This is a genomic window from Streptomyces sp. NPDC104313 (genome assembly GCF_055583985.1).
This window is the reverse complement of sequence record NZ_JBVJMW010000017.1, coordinates 98,909-119,797: the sequence shown is the minus strand read 5'-3', so window position 1 is coordinate 119,797 and position 20,889 is coordinate 98,909. Positions and strand designations below refer to the sequence as shown.

Here is a 20,889-nt window from a genome sequence, read left to right as displayed (position 1 = left end):
ACCGGGAGTCGTCAGCGGCGGGCGGACTCGCTCTCGGCCGCCTTCTCCAGCTGGAACGCCTCGTTGCCGAGACCGATCCGGGCGTGCACCTCGGGCTTGACCGAGCGCAGCACCGCCCCGTACACGAGGCCTCCGACGAGCGCGAGGATGATCACGCCCGGCAGCAGCCAGTTGAGGGCCGAGCCGGGGCCGGATCCGACGAGGACGCCGAAGTCGCGGACGGTGAGGACGGCGATCGACAGGAGCGCGAGTCCGGCGAGGCCGGAGGCGACCAGGCGCGGGGCCTGCGCGCGGCCCGCGCCGCGCCTGACGAAGAAGGCGATGACGGCGAAGGAGGCAGCGGCCATCAGCAGGATGACGCCGAGCGCCCCGACGTTGCCCATCCAGGTGAACAGCCGCAGGACGGGGGCGGTGGGGTCGCCGACCGGTTTGTCGTCGGTGAGGGCGAAGGTCAGCACGATCACGACGGAGACGACGGTCTGGAGCAGCGAGCCGGTGCCGGGGGCGCCGCTCGCCCGGTTGGTGCGGCCGAAGCGGGCGGGCAGCAGGCCCTCGCGGCCCATCGCGAACGCGTAACGGGCGACGACGTTGTGGAAGCTGAGGAGCGCGGCGAACATCCCGGTGACGAAGAGGACGTGCAGGATGTCGGTGAAGGTGGAGCCGAGCCGATCCTCGGTGAGGCCGAACAGCACGCCGGGACCCTCCTTGACGGAGGTGTCGACGATGAAGCCGGGTCCGGCGGCGACGGTGAGGGCCCAGGAGCTGATCGCCAGGAACAGCGCGGCGTATCCCACCGCGAGGAACATCACCCGGGACACCACGATCTGCGGGCGGCTGGTCTCCTCCGCGTACACCGGGGCCTGCTCGAAGCCGACGAACGCGGCGATGCAGAAGCAGAGCGCGGTGCCGAGCCCGACGCCGGTGAGGGTGTCGGGGTTGAAGGCGTGCAGCGACAGGCCCTCCGGGCCGGGTTCGCTGACGGCGGCGATGTCGAAGATCACGACGAGGGCGCACTCGATGACCAGCAGGACGCCGAGCACCTTGGCGTTGAGGTCGATCTTCAGCCAGCCGAGGACGCCGACGACGGCCGCCGCGACCAGGGCAGGAATCCACCACGCCAGCTCGATGTCGAGATACGTGGCGAAGATGCCGGAGACCTCGAAGCCGAGGATCCCGTAGATGCCGACCTGCATCGCGCTGTACGCCACCAGCGCCACGAGCGAGGCTCCGGCGCCGGCTGTCGGGCCGAGCCCGCGGGCGATGTACGCGTAGAACGCGCCAGCGTTGTGGACGTGCCGGCTCATCTCCGCGTAGCCGACGCTGAACAGCATCAGGACGACGCCCAGGATGATGTAGAGCAGCGGCTGGCCGACGATGCCCGTCACACCGAAGACCGTGGGCATCACTCCGGCGACCACCATCAGGGGGGCGCTGGCCGCGACGACCGACAGCAGAAGGCCGGGGGTACCGAGCCGGTCGGCGCGCAGGGCGCGTTCCTCACCCTTGTAGGTGTTGATCCCCCCGGTATCGGCGGCCCCCCTCGTGGTGCCGGTCTCGCTGGAAAACGAACTGCCCCTCGACATGGCGGGATGGGTCCCTTCTTCGTGGTGGGTGATGCCTTTCGTGCTTCACGGGGTGCCGAGCGCGTGGGCGCGCGCGGCGACGAACGCGTCGTGCGGCTCCCGGCCCGCGTACGACCAGGGCGCGGCGGTGGCGTACGGGCCGATGCGGTGGAAGAGGGCGGCGGCCTCGGCGGGCCGCCCCTCGCAGACCTTGGCGTGTGCCAGGAAGTTGAGGTCGAGGCGGTGGCGCGGGTGGTCCTCGCGCTCCCATTCCAGCCACCAGTCGAAGGCGGCCTTCATCACTTGGCGGGCCCGGCGTCCGGACCAGTGCCCGGAGTCCGCCGGGTCCTCGGACTCGATGCCCGCGGCGACCAGGACGCGGTAGCGCTCGGCGTGGGCGATGACCGGGAGAACGGCCAACGGGGAGTCGGCGGGGGCCAGTTCGGCGGCCCAGGCGGCGAAGTCGTACACCTCGTGGAGGGGGTCGTGGCCGCTGGCGGGGTTGCTCTCGGCCAGTAGAGCGGTCATCACATGGTGGGCGTGATGGTGGTCGGGATGGCGGGAGCGCACCTCCTCGAAGAGCCGGCCGGTCTCGTCCGCCCCGTCGTCGCGGCCCCGGTCCAGGAGGAGGAGCGCGAGCCAGGGGGTGGGGTCGTCGGGGATGAGGCGGGCGGCTGCCAGGCAGGCCTCCCGGGCGCGGGCGGCGTCGTTCGCCTTGGCCTTGGGCCGCAGTGCGCGGGCGACGCGGGCGCAGCCGAGAAGGGTGGCGGCATCGGCGCTCTCGGGTTCGACGAGCAGCCAGTCACCGGCCCAGTCCACGGCGGACGGGGTCTCGGCCAAGGCCAGAACACGATGCCCGCGGCGGTCCCAGTCCCGCCCGGTGGCCACCAGCAGGGTACGGGCCTCGGACCATCTGCCCTGAACGAACCGGCCGCGGGCGGCGATGAGTTCATCGTCGTCGAGGGCCGGGTCGAAGACGTGGTCCGAGCGGCCGCCCCGGCGGCGGGAGCGGCCCAGGGGCGGCGGAGGCGGGGGCATTCCGCAGGCTTCTTTCGATGCGGTGTGCGAGCGGATGATCGCGCACAGCAAACCGGCAGGCCGTGCTCCACGTCAAGGGGCGCTTTGTGTCAACTCCGTTCATTTTTCGACTACTTGGCTGGAATTCACCTCGTCGGGTGGGGTGTTCGCGCAGCGTGCGGCGGGGTCGGTGGGCGCGAAGTGGCGCCTGACACACTGAGGACATGGAACCTCGCGAACCCCTCAGCCCCTTCCTCCTCGCCTTTCCCGGACCCTTGCGCGACCAGCTGGTGGCGGCGGTCCTCTCCGGCGAAAAGGTTTCCACCTCCGGGCTGTTGGCCGAGTACGAACGGGAGCGGGAAGAGCTTCCCCCCGTGGGGATGCGGTCCGCGCTGATCGACTCGCAAGGGCGGGAGGTGGCGGTGCTGGAGCTGACCGGCGTACGGGTGCTGCCGCTCGGGGAGGTGGATCTCCAGCATGCGCTCGACGAGGGCGAGGGATTTCGGTCGGTGGCCGAGTGGCGGGCGGCGCACGAGCGGTTCTGGCACAGCGAGGAGATGCGGGAGGCGTTGGGGGATCCGTCGTTCACGGTGGACGACGGGACGTTGATCGTGGCGGAGCGGTTCCGGGTGGTCGAGCGGCTGGGGTGACCGTCGGTGCTCCGCCCCGGACCCCGCTGCGCCCGTCGCCGGAGGGGATGGCGATGCGCGGGCCCGGTCCAGAAGGTCTACAGGGCGGTTGCCGCCGCCCTGCCCGCCGCCCTGCCGGAGAAGATGCAGCCGCCCAGGAACGTGCCCTCCAGGGAGCGGTAGCCGTGGACTCCGCCGCCGCCGAAGCCCGCGGCCTCGCCCGCCGCGTACAGGCCGGGGAGGGGGGCACCCCCGGCGGTCAGGACGCGGGAGGACAGGTCCGTCTCCAGGCCGCCCAGGGACTTGCGGGTGAGGATGTTGAGGCGGACGGCGATCAGCGGGCCCGCCGCAGGGTCCAGGATCCGGTGCGGCTTCGCGGTACGGATGAGGCGGTCGCCCAGATAGGCGCGGGCTCCGTGGACCGCGGTGACCTGGAGGTCCTTGGTGAACGGGTTGGCGATCTCCCGGTCGCGGGCGGTGATCTCGCGGCGCAGGCCCTCCTCGTCGATGAGGTCCTCGCCGGTGACCGCGTTCATGCCCCGGACCAGCGCGCCGAGGTCCTTCTCGACGACGAAGTCCACGCCGTGGTCCATGAACGCCTTGACCGGTGCGGGCACGTCCGCGCGGGCCCGGCCGATCACGTCGCGGACCGACTTGCCGGTCAGGTCCGGGTTCTGCTCGGAGCCGGAGAGCGCGAACTCCTTGCCGATGATCCGCTGGTTGAGCACGAACCAGGTGTAGCCGTGGCCGGAGCCCATGATGTGTTCGAGGGTGCCGAGCGTGTCGAACCCCGGGAAGAGCGGGACCGGCAGCCGCTTGCCGCGCGCGTCCAGCCAGAGGGACGAGGGGCCTGGCAGGATCCGGATGCCGTGCTTGGCCCAGATCGGGTTCCAGTTCTCGATGCCCTCGGTGTAGTGCCACATCCGGTCGCGGTTGATGTGGTGCGCGCCCGCCTTCTCGGCGATACCGAGCATCAGGCCGTCGACGTGCGCGGGCACCCCGGACAGCATCTTCTCGGGCGGGGTGCCGAGGCGCTCGGGCCACTGGGAGCGGACCAGGTCGTGGTTGCCGCCGATGCCGCCGGAGGTGACGATCACCGCCTGGGCCTTCAGTTCGAAGGCGTCCACGGCCTCCCGGCCGCTCGCGGTGCCCCGCTCGGCGGCGCTGGGCTCCAGGATCTCGCCGGTTACCGTGTCGAGCGCCCCGGCGGTGCGGGCGAGGCCGGTGACCCGGTGGCGGAACCTCAGCTGGACGAGCCCCTTGGCGACGCCCTCGCGGACCCGCCGTTCGAAGGGGGCGACGACGCCGGGACCGGTGCCCCAGGTGATGTGGAAGCGGGGGACGGAGTTGCCGTGACCCATCGCGTCGTAGCCGCCGCGCTCCGCCCAGCCGACGACCGGGAAGATGCGCAGCCCCTGCTGGTGCAGCCAGGAGCGCTTCTCACCGGCGGCGAAATCGACGTACGCCTCGGCCCACTTCCGCGGCCAGCGATCCTCCTCCTCGCGGTCGAAGCCCGCCGTGCCGTACCAGTCCTGGAGGGCCAGCTCCCGGCTGTCCTTGATCCGGAGCCGGCGCTGTTCGGGCGAGTCGACGAGGAAGAGGCCGCCGAAGGACCAGTGCGCCTGGCCACCGATGGACTGCTCGGGCTCCTGGTCGAGGAGGATCACAGAACGGCCGGCGTCGACCAGTTCGGCGGTGGCCACGAGCCCGGCGAGTCCTGCCCCGATCACGATCACATCAGCGTCGTACGCCATGGGTCCCATCCTGTCGGGTGGCTCAGGGGCTCTGTCGGGGTGGCTCGGCGGCGGAAGGAACGTTCACGTTACCCGTGCGTCAGATCTTGGATAACCGCCGGGGCCACGTCAACCGTCCGGGTGCTGTTGGATGAGACGTATGACGCCCTCTGACGAGATTCTGGACATCGTCGACGAGAGAGACGAGGTCATCGGGCAGGCCCCGCGCGGCGAGGCGACCGCGCGGGGCCTGCGCCACCGCTGTGTCTTCATCGAGGCGCGCGATGGCCGGGGGCGGCTGTTCGTCCACCGGCGTACGGCCACCAAGCTGGTCTTCCCCTCCTCCTACGACATGTTCGTCGGCGGCGTCGTGGGCGCGGGCGAGTCCTACGACGAGGCGGCGCTGCGCGAGGCGGAGGAGGAGCTGGGGGTCTCGGGGCTGCCGAAGCCCGAGCCGCTGTTCCGGTTCCTCTATGCCGACGGCGAGCACACCTGGTGGTCCGCCGTCTATCAGGTGCGGTGCGAGCTGCCGGTGGCCCCGCAGGCGGCGGAGGTCGCCTGGCACACCTTTCTGGACGACGCGGAGCTGGAGCGGCGGCTCGGTGAGTGGGCCTGGGTGCCCGACGGGCTGGAGGCGTACCGGCGGCTGCGGGAGTTCCGGGCGGCCTGACCGGGCGCGACCGCCCCCGACCGGATCCGAGCGGGGCTGACCGGGGCTGACCGGGGCTGACCGGGGCTGACCGGGGCTGACCGGGCCCGATCGTCGAGCAGCCTCTAGGGTTCCCGGTGTGAACAAGATCGTGCAGAGCGTACGGATGTGGTTCGCGCCGCAGCGGATCCGGGAAGAGGGGGACACCCCCGACTACCGGTTCTCGCTGGCCAACGAGCGGACGTTCCTCGCCTGGATCCGGACGGCACTGGCCCTGATCGGCGGGGGCTTCGCCGTCGACCAGTTCCTGCCGGAGCTGGTGTGGGGCGTGCGGGCCGGGCTCGCGCTCGGGCTGCTCGCCGCCGGGGTGCTCTGCGCGTTGCGGGCGGTCAACCACTGGGTGCGGTGCGAGCGGGCGATGCGGCGGGGCGAGGACCTGCCGGTGTCCCGGTTCCCGACCCTGCTGAGCCTGGTGGTCGCCGTCGTCGCCGTGGCGATGGTGGTGGTGGTCCTCTTCCGCTGGGAGGGCGTGTGACGGCGACGGTGGACCGGGATCCCGGGCTCCAGCCCGAGCGGACGCGGCTGGCCTGGCGGCGCACGACCCTGTCCGCGACGGTCGTCGCACTGCTCGCGGTGCGGCAGGCGCTGCACGGCGGGGTGACCCCGGCCGGGCTGATCGCGGTGGCACTGAGCGCGGCGGCCTGGCTGGGCTTCCTGGTGGTGGCCCACCGCCGGATGACGCGGATGGAGGTGGCGCGGCCGGAGCCGCTCCCCCCGCGTGGAGCAGTGGCGGCGACCCTGTGCACGGTGGCACTGGCGGTGTTCGCGGCGGCGATGCTGTTCTGAGCCGGACCGGCCCGACCCGGACACGGGCGGCGGCGCTGTTCTGAGCGCGCCCGCTCCGGCGGGGACCCTCAGCCGTCCCAGTCCACCGTCACCACGATCTTGCCACGGGTCCGCCCCTCCTGGTTGAGCCGGTACGCGTCGGCGGCCTGCTCCAGCGGGAACACCCGGTCCACATGGACGGTGACGATGCCCTGTTCGGCCAGCTCCGCGACCTGGGCCAGGTCGTTCGCGTCGGGGCGTACGAAGGCGTAGCGGCCGCCGTAGGAGAAGACCTCGCTGTCCGCGATGGAGGCGAGTCGGCCGCCCGGGGCGAGGGTGTCGGCACAGGCGCGCAACGCGTCGCCGCCCACCGTGTCGAAGGAGGCGTCGAAGCCGTCCGGGACCAGTTCGCGCAGCCGGTCGACGAGTCCCTCGCCGTACTCCACGGGCTCCGCGCCGAGGCTGCGGAGGTGCTCGTGGTTGTGGGGGCTCGCGGTACCGATCACCCGGCAGCCGGTGTGCCGGGCGATCTGGACGGCCAGCGATCCGACGCCGCCGGCCGCCGCGTGGACCAGGACGGTGTCGCCGTCGCGGATCCTCAGGGTGCGGTGCAGCACCTGGTAGGCGGTCAGCCCGGCCAGCGGCAGGCCCGCGGACTCCTCGAAGCTCAGACTCAGGGGCTTGCGGGCGAGGGTGCGCACGGGGGCGGCGACGTACTCGGCGAACGTGCCCCGGGAGAGGAAGTCCTCGCGTACGTAGCCGATGACCTCGTCGCCCACCGCGAACTCGTCGACGGCGACGCCCGGTTGCACGACGACCCCGGAGACGTCCCAGCCGGGGATCACCGGGAAGACGGCTTCCAGGGCCCCCTGGAGATAGCCCTCGCGGGCCTTCCAGTCGACCGGGTTGACGGCGGCGGCCCGCACCTTCACCAGGACCGTGTCGGGGCCGACCTTGGGGTCGGGCCGCTCGCCGTACTCCATGACGTCGGCGGAGCCGTACGCGCTGTAGCTGATCGCCTTCATCCCTCGACCCTCCGTGCAGGCCGGGGCCGCCGCAACTCAGGGGGTACGGCCGTGGGCCCGCCCCCGCTCACCAGCGCGGGACCGCCGGCGTCGTCCAGTCGTGTTCGGCTTGGCGCATCGCCGCCGCGTCGTCGCGCTCGCGGTAGGTCCCGTCGTCCTCCAGCCAGCGCCGGTGCAGGGCGGACAGGCGCTCGCGGTCCAGCTCGACGCCGAGTCCGGGGGCGTCGGAGACGGCCAGCCGGCCCCCGGTGAAGGTGTGGCGCTCGGTGATGACGTCCTCGGTCTGCCAGGGGTAGTGGCTGTCGCAGGCGTACGCGAGGTCCGCCACCGTGGCGGCGACGTGGGTCATCGCGGCGAGGCTGATGCCGAGGTGGGTGTTGGAGTGCATGGAGAGTCCGACGCCGAACGTGCGGCAGATGCCCGCCAGTTCCCGGGTGCGGTGCAGTCCGCCCCAGTAGTGGTGGTCGCTCAGGACGATCTGGACGGCGTCGCGGGCGAAGGCCTCGGGCACCTCGGCGAGGGTGGTGACGCACATGTTGGTGGCGAGCGGGACGTCGGTTCCGGCCGAGACGGCGGCCATGCCGTCCGTGCCGCTGGTGGGGTCCTCCAGGTATTCGAGGACGCCCTTCAGCTGCTCGGCGACGTACAGCGAGGTGGGGACGGACCAGGCGCCGTTCGGGTCCAGGCGCAGCGGGCGGCCCGGGAACGCCTCGGCCAGGGCGCGGATCGCGGCGATCTCCCGGTCGGGCTCGAAGACGCCGCCCTTGAGCTTGAAGGAGCCGAAGCCGTAGGTGTCGGCGAAGCGCCGGGCCTGGGCGACGACGCCGGCCGGGTCGAGCGCCGCGCCCCAGTCGTCCCTCTCGCCGGGGCCGGGGTGGGCGGCCCACCGGTAGAAGAGGTAGGCGCTGTACTCGACGGTGTCACGGACCTTGCCGCCGAGCAGGGCGTGCACGGGCAGGCCCTGGGCCTTGCCGAGGGCGTCCAGGCAGGCGACCTCGAAGGCGGAGACGACCGAGAGCCGGATCTTCCCGGCGTTCCTGACTCCGCGCAGTCCCCCGGCGTCGACCCGGTCGTCGGCGGCGCGCGAGTCGCCGCACACCTTCTCGGCCAGGGCGAACAGCCCGTTCAGATCGGTGACCGCCCGGCCCGGGAGCGCCTCGGCGAGGCGGCGCGCGGGCTCCAGGTAGGCGCCGTCACCGTAGGTCTCCCCCACACCGGTCGTTCCTCCCCGGGTGACCACCTCCACGATCAGGCGCGGGGTGTACGGCTGGTGGACGCCCTGCGTGTTCAGCAGGGGTGGATCGGACACGAGGATCGGGGTGAGCCTGACGTCTTCGATCACCAGATCATCTGTATTCATACATGAACTCTATTCAGAGATGCGTTTCACCGCCAGGGCCGGACCGCCTTCCGTGCCGCCGGACCCCGGGAGGACACTGGACGACATACCGACTGGTCGGCATCATGGTTCCCGATCGTTCCGTCGCCCGGAGGTACGCACCATGAGCCCAGTCCCCCCACCAGGTCTCGACCCGGAGCCGCTGCGCCGCCATCTCGACCGTGAGCGGCCGGGGCTGGTGAGCGGACCCCTCGAAGCGCGACTGATCGAGGGCGGCCGCTCGAACCTCACCTACACCGTCAGCGACGGGACGGGCCGATGGGTGGTGCGCAGACCTCCGCTCGGCCATGTGCTGGCCACCGCGCACGACATGACACGCGAGCACCGCGTGATCAGCGGCCTGTACCCCACCACCGTCCCGGTGCCCCAGCCGCTGCTGCTCTGCGAGGACGACAGCGTGATCGGCGCCCCGTTCTACGTGATGGAGTACGTCGAGGGCACCCCGTACCGCACCGCCGAGCAGCTCGCCCCGCTGGGCCCCGAGCGCACCCGGGCGGCGGTCCTCGGGCTCGTCGACACCCTGGTCGATCTGCACGCCGTGGACCCGGGGGCGGTGGGCCTCGGGGACTTCGGGCGGCCGGACGGCTTCCTGGACCGGCAGTTGCGGCGCTGGGGAAAGCAGTTGGACGCCTCCCGCAACCGTGACCTGGCGGGCATCGGCGAGCTGCACGCCTCCCTCGGCCGCGGGCTGCCCTCCTCCCCCGCGCCCACCGTCGTCCACGGCGACTACCGCCTGGACAACGTGCTGCTCGGCTCCGACGACCGGATCAAGGCCGTCCTCGACTGGGAGATGTCCACGCTCGGCGATCCGCTGACCGACCTCGGGCTGCTCGTGATGTACAGCTCCGACCTCGGCCTGCCCCGGTCGCCCGTCTCCACCACCAGCGGCGCGGCCGGGCATCCGTCCCCCGCCGAGCTGGTCGAGCGCTACGCGGCCCGTTCGAGCCGGGACACCTCCGCCGTCTCCTGGTACACCGCGTTCGCGTGGTTCAAGCTCGCCGTGATCCTGGAGGGCATCCACTACCGCTACACCCTCGGCCGGACCGTCGGCGCGGGCTTCGACCGGATCGGCGATCTGGTCCCCGTCTTCATCGAGCACGGCCTCACCACCCTCCAGGAAGGCTGAACCCATGGACTTCGCATTCGACGCCCGTACCGAGGAACTGCGGAGCAGGCTGCTCGCGTTCATGGACGAGTACGTGTATCCGGCCGAGGAGGTCGCCGAGGAGCAGCGGGCGCGGCTCGCCTCCCCGTGGGACACCCCGGCGGTGGTGGGTGAGCTGAGGGCCGAGGCGCGGCGGCAGGGACTGTGGAACCTCTTCCTGCCGGACGCGGAGTACGGGGCCGGGCTGACGAACCTCCAGTACGCCCCGCTCGCGGAGATCACCGGACGCTCCCCGCACCTCGCGCCGACCGCGCTGAACTGCGCGGCCCCGGACACCGGCAACATGGAGGTGCTCTTCCAGTTCGCCACGGACGAGCAGAAGAAGCGGTGGCTGGAGCCGCTGCTCGCCGGGGAGATCCGCTCCGCGTTCGCGATGACGGAGCCGGACGTGGCGTCCTCGGACGCGACGAACATCGAGACCCGGATCGCCCGGGACGGCGAGGACTATGTCATCAACGGGCGCAAGTGGTACATCTCCGGGGCGATGAACCCGCACTGCGCGGTCTTCGTCCTGATGGGCAAGACCGATCCGGACGGCGAGGACATCCGTCGCCAGCAGTCGATGATCCTGGTGCCGCGCGACACCCCCGGACTCGAAGTGCGGCGCGCCATGCGGGTGTACGGGTACGAGGACCACGCGCACGGCGGTCACGCCGAGGTGGTCTTCCGTGATGTCCGGGTGCCCGCGGCGAACCTGATCGGCGAGGAGGGCGGTGGCTTCGCCATCGCGCAGGCGCGGCTGGGTCCGGGGCGGATCCACCACTGCATGCGGCTCATCGGGATGGCGGAGCGGGCCATCGAGCTGATGTGCCGGCGGGCCGTGGCGCGTACGGCGTTCGGCAAGCCGCTCGCCCAGCAGGGCGTCGTGCGGAACTGGATCGCGGACGCCCGGGTCACGGTGGAGCAGTTGCGGCTGCTGGTGCTGAAGACGGCCTGGCTGATGGACACCGTGGGCAACAAGGGCGCGCACACGGAGATCCAGGCCATCAAGATCGCCACTCCGCGCGCGGTGGTGGACATCCTCGACTCCGCGGTGCAGCTGTACGGCGCGGGCGGGGTGAGCCAGGACTTCCCGCTCGCGGAGCTGTGGGCCTCGGCGCGGACACTGCGGCTGGCGGACGGGCCGGACGAGGTGCACCAGCGGTCGCTGGCCCGGCGGGAGATCAAGCGGTACCTGTGACGGACGGAGCGGTGCGGCCCCCTCCCGAGGTGCTCTTCGGGAGGGGGCCGCGGCCGGTCGGCCCGACGGTCGGAAGAAGCCGGTCGGCCCGACGGTCAGAAGGTGAGCTTCCAGCTGTCGATGTAGCCGGTGTCCTGACGGGCGACATCCTGGACCCGAAGCTTCCAGGAACCGTCTGCCACCTCGGCGGCGGCGTTGACCGTGTACGTCGTGATGACGTTGTCGGCCGAGTCGCCGCTGCTGGAGTTCTTCAGCCGGTACGCGGTGCCGTCCGGGGCCAGCAGGTCGACGACCACGTCGCCGCGCCAGGTGTGCTTGATGTCGACGCCGACCTGAAGGGCGGCCGGGGCGTTGCCCGTCCGTCCCGTGACCGCGATCGGCGAGGTCACCGCCGCTCCACCGTCCGGGATGGCGACATCGGCGGTGTTGCTGAACACGCCCTCGCCGGTGGGCGGTTCGCCGGCGCCGGAGGACAGGGTCCAGATCGCGTGGGCGGCGGCGTCGCTGTTGCGGTCCAGGGCGGTGTCGTTGATGTTGCTCAGGTTGTCGCAGGAGGAGTGGTAGCAGCGGTCGAAGGCCTGCCCGGCCGTCCCGCCCCACTTCTGCGCCTGGGCGGCGGACTTGGTGTAGCCCGCGCCGGTGAAGAGTCCGCCGACGGGGACACCGACGTTCTTGAACGGGGCGTGGTCGGAGCGGCCGTCACCCTCGGTCTCGATCTCGGTGGGGACGTTCAGGCCCGCGAAGTAGTCCTTGAAGGTCTTCTCGATGACCGGGTCGTCGTCGTAGACGAAGTAGCCGGCGTTGGGCGAGCCGATCATGTCGAAGTTGAGATAGCCGGAGAGCTTGGAGCGCTCGGCGGCCGGCAGGTTGTTGACGTAGTACTTCGAGCCGATCAGGCCCAGTTCCTCCGCGCCCCACCAGGCGAACCGCAGGTGCTTGTCGGGCTGGTACCCGGCGCGGGAGACGGCGAGGGCGGTCTCCAGCACGCCGGCCGAGCCGGAGCCGTTGTCGTTGATCCCGGCGCCGGAGGAGACCGAGTCGAGGTGGGCCCCGGCCATCAGGACCTTGTTCGGGTCGCCGCCGGGCCAGTCGGCTATCAGGTTGTAACCGGTGGCTCCGCCGGAGGTGAACTGCTGGAGCGTGGTGGTGTACCCGGCCGCGTCGAGCTTGGCCTTCACGTAGTCGACGGACGCCTTGTAGCCGGGGCGGCCGTGGGCGCGGTTGCCGCCGTTGTTCGCGGCGATCGTCGAGAGCTGCGTGAGGTGGGCCTTGACGTTGGCCACGGGTATGTCGGGCGCGGCCGCGGCGGCTGCCGCCGGAGTCGCCGCACCGGCGGCCGGTGCTCCGGCTCCGAGGGCGACGGCGAGAGCCACGGCCAGGGCGGCTGCCGGGGATCTGCGCAGGGTGAAACGGTTCGGTCTCATTCACGGGCTCCGGATTCCGTTGGGGACTGACGGAACGTGCGGGGGGTCCCCGGCCGTGTGGTGATCCGGCCGGGTCCTGGAGCGTGGGCCCGGACAGGGGCCCAGAGGTGCGCGATGCGTGACCGATGCTCAAGGAAGTGACCGTGCTCCGTCAAGAGCGGAAACCGGACAGCACCGTTCTATTAACGAACGGTGCTGTGCCCGTGAACCCCGGCGCCTCATCGGGAGGCAGGACATACGTCATACATCCAGACTCGCCCCGACCGGCGGAGCGGGCCAGTGGATGGCCCGGGCCCGCCCCGTATCGCCGGACACGCCTACGGGCGCAGGGCCCGCAGCAGCAGGTCCGCCAGGTGGTCGGCGACCTCCTGGCGACTGAGCGGACCGTCCGGGCGATACCAGGTGGAGAGGTGGTGGACCGAGCCGAAGTGGTAGTCGACGACCAGGTCGGCGGGGGTGGCCGAGGAGAACACGCCGCCGCGCTGGCCCTCCTCGATCAGGGCCCGGAAGCGCTCGTGGTAGCGGCGGCGCTCGACACGCACCTGCTTGTTCTTCTCGGGGCTCAGGTGGTGCATCGAGCGGAAGAAGATCGCCGCGTCGTCCAGGTTGTCGATGGTCGTGACGACCACGTCGGCCGCCGCGTCGCGCAGCCGCCGCTCGATGGGCGCCTCGGCGTCCGCGAAGGCGTCCAGCCGCTCCTGCTGGAGCCGCAGCACCCGGGCGTAGATCTCCTGGAGCAGGTCCTCCTTGGAGCCGAAGTAGTGGTAGAGCGCCCCCTTGGTGACGCCCGCCGCCTCGACGATCTCCTGGACCGAGGTGCGGTCGTACCCGCGCTCGGCGAAGAGCCGGGTGGCGGCGGCCAGCAGCCTCTGAGGGACGGGAGTGCCGCTCCGGTCCGTCGCCTTGGCCATGAGCCGCCACCTTCCTTTCGTACCGTGCGTGCGCTGCTTCGACGCTGTTCCAACGGGGGAACGCAGTTCCCGCCTGAGGATCTTCCCACTCGCCGTCTTCGGCAGCTCGGTCAGGATCTCCACCTCGCGCCATATCCGTACGCGGCGAGCCGTTCCTCGCCGTACGCGCCGAGCTCGCCGGGCTCCACCGAGGCCCCCGGACGCAGACTCGCACAAGCCCGGACCGTCTCCCCCGGTACCCGTCGGGCACGGGCGGCACAGATCGAGCCCCCGGAGCCGGGTACGCCGGAAGCGGGGCGGCCGGAGGCTCCGGGGGTCGGGGCGCTCATGCGCCGCTCGCCTCCCACTTCTTCTGGAGGCGGTTCATACCCCGCATCCACCGGTCGGGTTCGGCGGCGCGGGCCTGGTAGTAGCGGCCGACCTCGGGGTGGGGCAGGACCAGGAAGCGGCCGGCGTCCATCGCCTCGAACAGCGCGTCGGCCACGGCGTCCGGCTCGACGGCCCCGGGGGCGAGGACCAGCTCACCGGCCGAACCGGCGGCGGTGAGCATGTCGGTGCGTACACCCTGCGGGCAGATCGCGTGGACCTTGATCCCACGATGGCGGTAGGTGAGCGAGAGCCACTCGGCGAAGGCGACCGCACCGTGCTTGGTGACGCTGTACGGGGCCGCGCCGATCATCGTCAGCAGCCCGGCGGCGGAGGCGGTGGCGACGAACCGGCCGCTGCCGCGCTCCAGCCAGTCCGGCAGGAGGGCCCTGGCCGCGCGGACGTGGGCCATCACGTTGACGTCCCAGGCGGCGGCCCAGACCTCCTCGTCGGCGAACGCGTCCCCGGGCGAGGCGAGGCCCGCGTTGGCGCAGTAGACGTCCACCGTGCCGTCCAGCGCCTCCCGGGCGGCGTCCACGATCCCCGAGGCGTCCCCGGCGACGGCGAAGCCGCCGATCTCCTTCGCGAGCGGTTCGATCCGGGCGAGATCGAGGTCGTTGACGACGACCCGCGCGCCCCCGGCGGCGAACCGGCGGGCCAGAGCCGCGCCGATGCCGCCTCCGGCCCCTGTGACCACTACGCCGGCGCCCTGCACCATACTCATCGTCATCTGACCCTTCTCATCCGACCGCACCGACAGACTAACCGGTCGGTATGTGATCGGGGAAGGGTCGCGAACGGACCGGCCGGAGCCCTGACCGAGCCCTGGAGGGCCACGGGAGGACCACGGGAGGAGCCCTGGCCGAGACCGGCAGGGGCGCGGCGCCCGGCTCGGGGAATCCCACGCGGTCCAGGTCGTTCCGTGCGGTCCCGGCCCGCGCTAGCGTGCGTGGCCATGACAGTGGGCGCGATCATGGAGGTAGCGGAATGAGCCTGTCCCGACGTGGTGTGCTGGCCGCGGGAGGCGCCCTGGGAGCGCTCGCGGCGACAGCGGCCGGCACCGGTCCCGCCACGGCGTCGGCCGCCCCCGGACACGGCCCCGCCTCCGGACCCGGGCACGGGCGCGGCCGGGTGCTCACCGGTTTCGACCTGCTGGCGGCCGACGGCTACCGGCTGTTGCGAGGCCAGCGGGTCGGCATCGTCACCAACCCGACGGGCGTCACGGCCGACGTCCGGCACATCGTCGACGTGATGCACCCGGACGCACGGGTGGACCTGACCGCCGTCTTCGGCCCCGAGCACGGGTTCCGGGGCACCGCGCAGGCGGGCGGCTCCGAGGGGCGCTACGACGACCCGGCGACCGGCCTGCCCGTCTACGACACGTACCTCAAGAGCGGACAGCCGCTCGCGGACATCTTCACCGCCTCGGGCGTGGACACGGTCCTCTTCGACATCCAGGACGCGGGCGCGCGCTTCTACACCTATATCTGGACCCTGTACGACTGCATGGAGGCGGCGGCGCTCGCCGGCAAGCGCCTCGTCGTGCTGGACCGGCCGAATCCGATGACCGGGCGGGCGGCACTGGGCCCGGTGCTGGACCCGGCGTTCGCCACGTTCGTCGGCCGCCGGGAGATCGCCCAGGCGCACGGGATGACGGTGGCGGAGCTGGCCCTGTTCTTCAACGCGGAGTTCCTGCACGAGAATCCGGCGCGGCTGGACGTGGTGCCGATGTCGGGGTGGCGGCGCTCGGACTTCTTCGACGGGACCGGGCTGCCGTGGGTGCCGCCGAGCCCGAACATGCCGACGCCCCGGACGGCTCTCGTCTACTCCGGCACCTGCCTCTTCGAGGGCACCAACCTCTCCGAGGGGCGCGGCACCACGCGCCCCTTCGAGCTACTGGGAGCGGAGGGCGTCGACCACCGCTGGGCCGCCGCCGCGAACGCCCTGGAGCTGCCGGGGGTGGCCTTCCGGGAGGCGTACTTCGCACCGGTGTTCTCCAAGTTCGCGGGGAAGACGGTGGGCGGGGTGCAGGTGCACGTCCAGGACCGGGAGGTCTTCGACCCGGTCCGCACCGGGATCGCCCTGCTGGTGACCGCGAAGCGGACGTGGAGCGGCTTCGCCTGGCGGCCGGACCACTGGATCGACAAACTCACCGGGAACACCCGGGTCCGCACGATGATCGACGCGGGCGCGGACACCGACACGGTGGTAGGGGAGTGGCAGCAGGACCTGTCGGCGTTCCGGGCGAAGCGAGGGAAGTATCTGCGGTACGGCGGATAGCGCGGGCGGGGCCCGGTCGCAGCAGCCGGCCCGGCGGCGGAAACGGCTTCCGCGTCTCCCGACGAGAGCGGAGCCCGTACGCGGCGGCCCCGGCGTTCCGGGTGCCGCCGCCGTACGGGCCATCCCCTCGCGTCAGCCGGCCGTGTTCGGCCGGACCGCTCCGAAGCACGTGCGGATGGTCAGCGCACAGGCGACGGCCACCACGGCACAGGCCGCAGCGCACAGCAGGGCGACCGGCAGGCCGAGTCCCGCGGCGCTGCCGTGCGTGGCCAGGGCCACCACGGCGAGTACCGTCTGGCCCAGGGCCAGCCAGATCCCCGTCAGCGCACGCGGCGCCCGGGACCGTACGCGCTCCAGACCCAGCAGGACCGCACCGCCGGTCAGCCCTGCCGGGGCGAGCACCATCAAGGCGGCGTTCAGCGGGTCGAAGCCGGAGGGATCGGTGTGGTCGATCTCCGCGGTGTCCCTCCTTGTCGACACCACGGGACTCCGACTCATGGCGGGTCGCGACCTCGTAGGCGGTGTCATGGTCGATGTTGATCTCCATGCGGGCGTTCCAGTAGCAGTGCCGGAACGCGTCGCCGGTCCCCTGGGTGAGGGACTTCCTGGGGTACCTCTTCGCGGCCTCGGCGAAGGCCTTGTCGGCGTCCTTGCCGGCCTTGTTGGGTAGGTCACGGAGGGGTCGGCGAGGAACGCCGCGCTGGGCCTGAGGACCAGCACCGTGCCTTCGGGGCTCTCCTCCACGGTGGTGGCGATCTCGGCGTGGCGCAGCGGGTCACCCGACACGGGGTCGGTTCCGGTGCCCCACATCCGGGGCGCGGGAGCGCTGGCGAGGAGATTGCCGGAGCCGTCCTCCAACCGCAGATTCCGCTGGGGGGGGCTTCAGCAGCTCCATGCCCTCCAGTGTGACGGGGAGGCGCAGTTCGACCGGTTCCGTGGGCCGTTCCGTGAGGATCAGCGACTCGGAGAAGCCGTGCGGCAGCGCGGTCACATGAAGGTCGCCGGGGGGACCACGGACGGGTAGACCGCCGTGTCGCCGTCGAGCCGGGGTACGGGGAGCGCCTTGCCCCAGTCGAGACCGAAGGTGCGGCTGCCCCGGCTGACCGATGCGAAGTCCCCGCTGCCGCCGTCCGAGAGGGCGACATCGGCCACGGCCGTCTTCGGCTCCACCTGGGTACCGGTGTCGACGAGGATGGTGTCCAGGGGCTTCCACCGGCCGGCTTCCTTGACCCGCACCGGACCGGAGTACGTCTCCGTCGTGAGGGTGCCGTCCGGGTTGGCCCAGGTGCCCGCGTCGGCCGTGCGCTCGGAAAGGGCTTCCACCCGCCGCCCAGAGAGTTTCGCGGCGAGCTGCGCCGCGGCGAGGTCCGGTGCCTCGGTCATGGGTTTCGCCGGGCCGGAGATGGTGACGGGTCTTCCGTCTCCGTCGTCCCCCGCCTGTGCGGTGCCCGCTGAGGCAACGAGCGTGGCGGACATGGCCAAGGATATGGCCGCCGCCGTGAACCGTCTGTTCACGTTCTCCCCTACAAGAATCATTTCCTGTCAATCACCTGTGAGGGTGATCAAATACGGAGCTGACCGTAGATGTAGGCACATGTGCATGACAGGCAGTCATAGTCCTGCAGAACACCTGAAGGCACCCAATCAACCGCCTGTCAGTACGTGATCCCCATCACCGACCGATCCCTGGAGGTACCGCTCCGACCTGGCATTTCACCGGCCCCGGAACAGCGCGGCCGGCGGCCGGACCCGCCACCGGGTACCGGACACCGCACGACCGCACGCCCTCGCACCACCCGTCCGCGCGCCGCCCCGCTCCCGCCCGTGACAACCCTTCCCCCCTGGGGAGTCTCGGCCAATGGACGGATTTCATCTTTCGATGGAGCCGAAACGGGCAGGCGTACGTCCATTCCTTGACGTCCAAGGACGAGCGACGGAGGTGGCGGTGTCATGGCCGGTTTCCGGAGTCTTGCGAGACAGGTCCGCGATCCGATGGGGGATCTGGCCCTGCGGCGGTATTCGCTGCGCAAGTGTTTGGAGAGGTTCGCCCCGTACGGGCACCGGGCGACCTGGGACCATCTGTGCGCCCGGCACGGGATCGATCCCGAGGACCGGGCGCCCGATCCGGTGCGCCTGATGGGCGCGCTGGACGAGTTGGAGGAGGCGCGGGCCGTCTGGCTCGCGTACGAGGCGGGTTTCGCCGAGCGGCGACGGCGCGAGAAGCACGCGGGGCTGCGGCGGCCCGGCGCCTTCGACGACTGGCACCGCCGCACCTGGGGCGGTCACGGGGTGGCCCGCTGTTCCGACCCGGGCATCCATCCCACCGGGCCGCTCGCCGAGGTACTGCGCCGCCTGATCGCGGCTCTGGGCGCCGGCCCCGGTTCCGCCTGCCCGGTCTGCGCGGGCACCGGCATCGAGTGGCGGCAGGAGCGGGGCGAGGCGCCGTGGGCGGGCCCGGTGTGCACGGGCTGCGGGATCGCGGTGCCGCAGCCCGCCCTGACCGACCGCACGCTGGCCAGAGCCCGGCTGCCACGGCACCGGAGGCAGGCCACAACAGCGGCGTGAGGCCGCGCGCCCGCACCCCGGGAACTACGTGCGCTTGGGCGGCTTCCGGCCCTCGGGCATGAGACGGGAACCGGTGATCCGCTCACCTACGATGTCGTCGGGATTGGACAGCACACAGGTCTCCAGCGACAGACAGCCGCATCCGATGCAGTCGGTCAGGTGGTCGCGCAAGCGGTGCAACTGTCCGATCCGCTCGTCCAGTTCCTTGCGCCAGACCTCGGAGAGACGGGCCCAGTCCTCGCGGTTCGGCGTGCGCTCCTCGGGCAGTTCGGCGAGCGCCTCCCGGATCGTGACCAGGGGAATGCCGACGCGCTGGGCCGCCCGGACGAAGGCGACCCGGCGCAGCGCGTCCCGCGAGTAGCGGCGCTGGTTGCCGCTGGTGCGGCTGCTGCTGATCAGTCCTTTGGACTCGTAGAAGTGCAGGGCCGAGACGGCCGCGCCGCTGCGCACCGAGAGCTGGCCGACCGAGAGTTCATGGAGTGTCTGTGGAATCTGGGGCACCCCTCGAATCTACTGCCTTGTCGTTGACAGGAACGCGCCGCACAACAATGCTGAGCAAGCGCTTAGACATCGCGCCCGATGGCGCGCCGAGCCGGAAAGCGGGAACCGGGAACATGGCAGAGCCGAGGATCTTCACGTCCGCGCGGGAACTGCGGGACGGAGTGGGCGAACAGCTGGGACACAGCGACTGGCTGGAGATCGGGCAGGAGAGGGTCGACCGGTTCGCCGACGCGACCGGCGACCACCAGTGGATCCACGTGGACCCGGAGCGGGCGAAGGACGGGCCGTTCGGCACGACCATCGCGCACGGCTATCTGACGCTCTCGCTGCTACCCGCGCTGGTGCCGCAGGTGATGCGGGTCGAGGGCATGAAGATGGGCATCAACTACGGCACCAACAAGGTCCGTTTCCCCTCGACCGTCCCGGTCGGCTCGCGGCTGCGGGCGACGGCGGTGCTCCGCGACGTCGAGGAGACGGGCGGCGGCGTACAGGTCACGGCGGTCGTCACGGTCGAGCGCGAGGGCAGTGAAAAGCCGGCCTGCGTCGCCGAGTCGGTGTCCCGCTACTACTTCTGAAGCCGCCGGACCGCTTCCGAAGCCGCCGGATCACTTCTGGACCTGCCGGGCGCCGACCATCCGCAGGACGAGGCCGGCGTACAGTTCGCCGACCTCGTCGGGGGTACGGGCGCCCCGGGCGTTGAACCAGCGGGCCACGTCGATGCAGAGGGACAGCACCGCGAGCGCGGTGCCGGGGATGTCGGGGACGTCGAACTCGCCGTCCCGCACCCCTTCGCCGATGATCCGGCGCACCACCGCGTCGCTCCTGCGTCGCAGCGCGACGATCTCGGTGCGGTGCTCCTCGCCGAGGGCGTCGAGCTCGTACTGCACGACCCGGGCCGTGGTGTGCCGCTCCGCGTGCCAGCGGACGAAGGAGCGGACGGCCCCGGCGAGCCGTTCGGCAGCCGTGCCGTCCCGGTCCGCCTCCGCGTCGAGGACGTGCAGGGCGCGCTCATGGCCGATCTTGCTGATCCGGTGGAGCAGCTCTTCCTTGGTCTTGTAGTGGATGTAGAGCGCCGCCGGGCTCATTCCGGCCCGGCCGGCGATGTCACGGGTGGTGGTCGCGTGGTACCCGCGCTCGGCGAAGGCGTCCACGCCGGCGACGAGGAGCCGCCTGGCCGCCTCGGGAGTGACCTCGCCCCACGGCGCGTCCTCGCCGCTCGTCTCCTCCGCCGCACTCATCGCCCAGGGCCCCTCTCCGTCAACAGGACGAACACCATACCCCGAACCTGAGCAAGCGCTTAGGGGTTGCGCGGTCGATCCTGCCGCGTCAGAGCTTCTGGAAGGGGTCGTGCTCGGCGAGGATCTTCTCCAGCCGGGCCTGGTCCACCCGGCTGACGATCTGCCCGGCCTCCTGGCGGTCCCTGATCACCTTGGCAAGCGTGAAACAGGACGTGACCAGGTAGAGCACACCGATGGCGAGGAAGCCGCGCACCCAGGCATCGGCGTCGAGGTAGATGATGCCGAGGGCCACCGCGCCGATCGCCACCATGAAGGAGGCGACGGCCTGACCGTAGAAGGCGGCGGTGCTCTGTTGCTTGACCGATGTCGTGTCACTCATGGGTTCAGCATCCGCCGACGTGGCGCACGCCATATCCGCGC

At 71.6% G+C, this 20,889-nt stretch carries 22 protein-coding genes and 2 pseudogenes; 9 read left to right on the top strand and 15 right to left on the bottom strand.

Annotation, left to right across the window (positions count from 1 at the left end):
* Positions 1-11 precede the first annotated feature (11 nt).
* A complete protein-coding gene (locus ACZ60Q_RS30835; RefSeq protein ID WP_469640850.1) occupies positions 12-1,583 on the bottom strand; it encodes an APC family permease in 1,572 nt (523 codons plus the stop codon).
* 45 nt (positions 1,584-1,628) lie between these two features.
* Positions 1,629-2,600 carry a hypothetical protein gene (locus ACZ60Q_RS30830; protein ID WP_469640849.1) on the bottom strand — a complete coding sequence of 324 codons (972 nt, stop codon included), beginning with the start codon at positions 2,598-2,600 and terminating at the stop codon, positions 1,629-1,631.
* 203 nt (positions 2,601-2,803) lie between these two features.
* On the opposite strand from ACZ60Q_RS30830, the gene ACZ60Q_RS30825 reads away from it, so the two are divergent.
* A complete protein-coding gene (locus ACZ60Q_RS30825) occupies positions 2,804-3,229 on the top strand; it encodes an ASCH domain-containing protein (RefSeq protein WP_469640848.1) in 426 nt (141 codons plus the stop codon).
* 77 nt (positions 3,230-3,306) lie between these two features.
* On the opposite strand, the gene ACZ60Q_RS30820 is transcribed toward ACZ60Q_RS30825, so the two are convergent.
* Positions 3,307-4,962, bottom strand: a complete 1,656-nt coding sequence (locus ACZ60Q_RS30820; protein ID WP_469640847.1) for an FAD-binding dehydrogenase — start codon at positions 4,960-4,962, stop codon at positions 3,307-3,309.
* A gap of 139 nt (positions 4,963-5,101) precedes the next feature.
* Between ACZ60Q_RS30820 and ACZ60Q_RS30815 the strand changes: the two genes are divergently transcribed.
* From ACZ60Q_RS30815 to ACZ60Q_RS30805, 3 genes are all read left to right on the top strand, one after another.
* A complete protein-coding gene (locus ACZ60Q_RS30815; RefSeq protein WP_469640846.1) occupies positions 5,102-5,611 on the top strand; it encodes an NUDIX domain-containing protein in 510 nt (169 codons plus the stop codon).
* A 118-nt stretch (positions 5,612-5,729) separates the two neighbouring features.
* Positions 5,730-6,125 (top strand): YidH family protein, encoded by a 396-nt coding sequence (locus ACZ60Q_RS30810; RefSeq protein ID WP_469640845.1) that lies wholly within the window; start codon positions 5,730-5,732, stop codon positions 6,123-6,125.
* Entirely contained in the window at positions 6,122-6,436 is a 315-nt protein-coding gene (locus ACZ60Q_RS30805; RefSeq protein ID WP_469640844.1) for a DUF202 domain-containing protein, read from the top strand. The genes ACZ60Q_RS30810 and ACZ60Q_RS30805 overlap by 4 nt, the downstream gene beginning before the upstream one ends.
* Before the next feature lie 68 nt (positions 6,437-6,504).
* Here the strand turns inward: ACZ60Q_RS30805 and ACZ60Q_RS30800 are convergent, their stop codons facing one another.
* Together ACZ60Q_RS30800 and ACZ60Q_RS30795 are read right to left on the bottom strand one after the other, a co-directional pair.
* A complete protein-coding gene (locus ACZ60Q_RS30800) occupies positions 6,505-7,440 on the bottom strand; it encodes an NADP-dependent oxidoreductase (RefSeq protein ID WP_469640843.1) in 936 nt (311 codons plus the stop codon).
* Between the two features lie 67 nt (positions 7,441-7,507).
* Positions 7,508-8,800: a glucarate dehydratase family protein gene (locus ACZ60Q_RS30795; protein ID WP_469640842.1), complete on the bottom strand. Its 1,293-nt coding sequence runs from the start codon at positions 8,798-8,800 to the stop codon at positions 7,508-7,510.
* A gap of 142 nt (positions 8,801-8,942) precedes the next feature.
* Here ACZ60Q_RS30795 and ACZ60Q_RS30790 point away from each other — a divergent pair, with 142 nt between their 5' ends.
* The gene (locus ACZ60Q_RS30790; RefSeq protein WP_469640841.1) at positions 8,943-9,965 is read left to right on the top strand and encodes a phosphotransferase family protein; all 1,023 of its coding nucleotides are present in this window, start codon (positions 8,943-8,945) and stop codon (positions 9,963-9,965) included.
* A 4-nt stretch (positions 9,966-9,969) separates the two neighbouring features.
* Positions 9,970-11,184, top strand: a complete 1,215-nt coding sequence (locus ACZ60Q_RS30785) for an acyl-CoA dehydrogenase family protein (protein WP_469640840.1) — start codon at positions 9,970-9,972, stop codon at positions 11,182-11,184.
* 95 nt (positions 11,185-11,279) lie between these two features.
* On the opposite strand, the gene ACZ60Q_RS30780 is transcribed toward ACZ60Q_RS30785, so the two are convergent.
* From ACZ60Q_RS30780 to ACZ60Q_RS30765, 4 genes and pseudogenes are all read right to left on the bottom strand, one after another.
* Positions 11,280-12,608, bottom strand: coding sequence for a M28 family metallopeptidase (locus ACZ60Q_RS30780; protein ID WP_469640839.1), 1,329 nt, complete (start codon positions 12,606-12,608; stop codon positions 11,280-11,282).
* A gap of 317 nt (positions 12,609-12,925) precedes the next feature.
* A complete protein-coding gene (locus ACZ60Q_RS30775; protein ID WP_469640886.1) occupies positions 12,926-13,519 on the bottom strand; it encodes a TetR/AcrR family transcriptional regulator in 594 nt (197 codons plus the stop codon).
* Between the two features lie 54 nt (positions 13,520-13,573).
* Positions 13,574-13,778, bottom strand: a pseudogene (locus tag ACZ60Q_RS30770) (AMP-binding enzyme); the annotation flags it as partial.
* A gap of 66 nt (positions 13,779-13,844) precedes the next feature.
* Entirely contained in the window at positions 13,845-14,615 is a 771-nt protein-coding gene (locus tag ACZ60Q_RS30765) for an SDR family oxidoreductase (RefSeq protein ID WP_469640838.1), read from the bottom strand.
* 257 nt (positions 14,616-14,872) lie between these two features.
* Here ACZ60Q_RS30765 and ACZ60Q_RS30760 point away from each other — a divergent pair, with 257 nt between their 5' ends.
* Positions 14,873-16,165: an exo-beta-N-acetylmuramidase NamZ family protein gene (locus tag ACZ60Q_RS30760; protein WP_469640837.1), complete on the top strand. Its 1,293-nt coding sequence runs from the start codon at positions 14,873-14,875 to the stop codon at positions 16,163-16,165.
* Positions 16,166-16,297: 132 nt separating this feature from the next.
* Here the strand turns inward: ACZ60Q_RS30760 and ACZ60Q_RS30755 are convergent, their stop codons facing one another.
* The 3 genes and pseudogenes from ACZ60Q_RS30755 to ACZ60Q_RS30745 form a co-directional block, all read right to left on the bottom strand.
* The gene (locus ACZ60Q_RS30755) at positions 16,298-16,663 is read right to left on the bottom strand and encodes a hypothetical protein (RefSeq protein WP_469640836.1); all 366 of its coding nucleotides are present in this window, start codon (positions 16,661-16,663) and stop codon (positions 16,298-16,300) included.
* A 43-nt stretch (positions 16,664-16,706) separates the two neighbouring features.
* Positions 16,707-16,757: pseudogene (locus ACZ60Q_RS30750) on the bottom strand (hypothetical protein); the annotation flags it as partial.
* Positions 16,758-17,152: 395 nt separating this feature from the next.
* Positions 17,153-17,641, bottom strand: coding sequence for a hypothetical protein (locus tag ACZ60Q_RS30745; RefSeq protein WP_469640835.1), 489 nt, complete (start codon positions 17,639-17,641; stop codon positions 17,153-17,155).
* Positions 17,642-18,115: 474 nt separating this feature from the next.
* Here ACZ60Q_RS30745 and ACZ60Q_RS30740 point away from each other — a divergent pair, with 474 nt between their 5' ends.
* Positions 18,116-18,730, top strand: a complete 615-nt coding sequence (locus ACZ60Q_RS30740; protein ID WP_469640834.1) for a hypothetical protein — start codon at positions 18,116-18,118, stop codon at positions 18,728-18,730.
* Positions 18,731-18,754: 24 nt separating this feature from the next.
* Here ACZ60Q_RS30740 and soxR read toward each other — a convergent pair whose 3' ends face one another.
* Positions 18,755-19,231 carry a redox-sensitive transcriptional activator SoxR gene (soxR, locus tag ACZ60Q_RS30735; RefSeq protein WP_469640833.1) on the bottom strand — a complete coding sequence of 159 codons (477 nt, stop codon included), beginning with the start codon at positions 19,229-19,231 and terminating at the stop codon, positions 18,755-18,757.
* Between the two features lie 113 nt (positions 19,232-19,344).
* Here soxR and ACZ60Q_RS30730 point away from each other — a divergent pair, with 113 nt between their 5' ends.
* On the top strand, positions 19,345-19,806 hold the full coding sequence (locus ACZ60Q_RS30730; protein ID WP_469640832.1) for a MaoC family dehydratase: 462 nt from the start codon (positions 19,345-19,347) through the stop codon (positions 19,804-19,806).
* A 30-nt stretch (positions 19,807-19,836) separates the two neighbouring features.
* On the opposite strand, the gene ACZ60Q_RS30725 is transcribed toward ACZ60Q_RS30730, so the two are convergent.
* On the bottom strand, positions 19,837-20,469 hold the full coding sequence (locus ACZ60Q_RS30725) for a TetR/AcrR family transcriptional regulator (protein ID WP_469640831.1): 633 nt from the start codon (positions 20,467-20,469) through the stop codon (positions 19,837-19,839).
* Positions 20,470-20,557: 88 nt separating this feature from the next.
* Positions 20,558-20,848, bottom strand: coding sequence for a YiaA/YiaB family inner membrane protein (locus tag ACZ60Q_RS30720; RefSeq protein ID WP_469640830.1), 291 nt, complete (start codon positions 20,846-20,848; stop codon positions 20,558-20,560).
* Positions 20,849-20,889 lie beyond the last annotated feature (41 nt).

Coding starts and splice junctions, on each gene's coding strand:
- ACZ60Q_RS30835 (WP_469640850.1), bottom strand. CDS start 1,583: ATGTCGAGGGGCAGTTCGTTTTCCAGCGAGACCGGCACCACGAGGGGG.
- ACZ60Q_RS30830 (WP_469640849.1), bottom strand. CDS start 2,600: ATGCCCCCGCCTCCGCCGCCCCTGGGCCGCTCCCGCCGCCGGGGCGGC.
- ACZ60Q_RS30825 (WP_469640848.1), top strand. CDS start 2,804: ATGGAACCTCGCGAACCCCTCAGCCCCTTCCTCCTCGCCTTTCCCGGA.
- ACZ60Q_RS30820 (WP_469640847.1), bottom strand. CDS start 4,962: ATGGCGTACGACGCTGATGTGATCGTGATCGGGGCAGGACTCGCCGGG.
- ACZ60Q_RS30815 (WP_469640846.1), top strand. CDS start 5,102: ATGACGCCCTCTGACGAGATTCTGGACATCGTCGACGAGAGAGACGAG.
- ACZ60Q_RS30800 (WP_469640843.1), bottom strand. CDS start 7,440: ATGAAGGCGATCAGCTACAGCGCGTACGGCTCCGCCGACGTCATGGAG.
- ACZ60Q_RS30795 (WP_469640842.1), bottom strand. CDS start 8,800: ATGAATACAGATGATCTGGTGATCGAAGACGTCAGGCTCACCCCGATC.
- ACZ60Q_RS30790 (WP_469640841.1), top strand. CDS start 8,943: ATGAGCCCAGTCCCCCCACCAGGTCTCGACCCGGAGCCGCTGCGCCGC.
- ACZ60Q_RS30785 (WP_469640840.1), top strand. CDS start 9,970: ATGGACTTCGCATTCGACGCCCGTACCGAGGAACTGCGGAGCAGGCTG.
- ACZ60Q_RS30780 (WP_469640839.1), bottom strand. CDS start 12,608: ATGAGACCGAACCGTTTCACCCTGCGCAGATCCCCGGCAGCCGCCCTG.
- ACZ60Q_RS30775 (WP_469640886.1), bottom strand. CDS start 13,519: ATGGCCAAGGCGACGGACCGGAGCGGCACTCCCGTCCCTCAGAGGCTG.
- ACZ60Q_RS30765 (WP_469640838.1), bottom strand. CDS start 14,615: ATGACGATGAGTATGGTGCAGGGCGCCGGCGTAGTGGTCACAGGGGCC.
- ACZ60Q_RS30760 (WP_469640837.1), top strand. CDS start 14,873: ATGAGCCTGTCCCGACGTGGTGTGCTGGCCGCGGGAGGCGCCCTGGGA.
- ACZ60Q_RS30755 (WP_469640836.1), bottom strand. CDS start 16,663: ATGAGTCGGAGTCCCGTGGTGTCGACAAGGAGGGACACCGCGGAGATC.
- ACZ60Q_RS30745 (WP_469640835.1), bottom strand. CDS start 17,641: ATGTCCGCCACGCTCGTTGCCTCAGCGGGCACCGCACAGGCGGGGGAC.
- ACZ60Q_RS30740 (WP_469640834.1), top strand. CDS start 18,116: ATGGCCGGTTTCCGGAGTCTTGCGAGACAGGTCCGCGATCCGATGGGG.
- ACZ60Q_RS30730 (WP_469640832.1), top strand. CDS start 19,345: ATGGCAGAGCCGAGGATCTTCACGTCCGCGCGGGAACTGCGGGACGGA.
- ACZ60Q_RS30725 (WP_469640831.1), bottom strand. CDS start 20,469: ATGAGTGCGGCGGAGGAGACGAGCGGCGAGGACGCGCCGTGGGGCGAG.
- ACZ60Q_RS30720 (WP_469640830.1), bottom strand. CDS start 20,848: ATGAGTGACACGACATCGGTCAAGCAACAGAGCACCGCCGCCTTCTAC.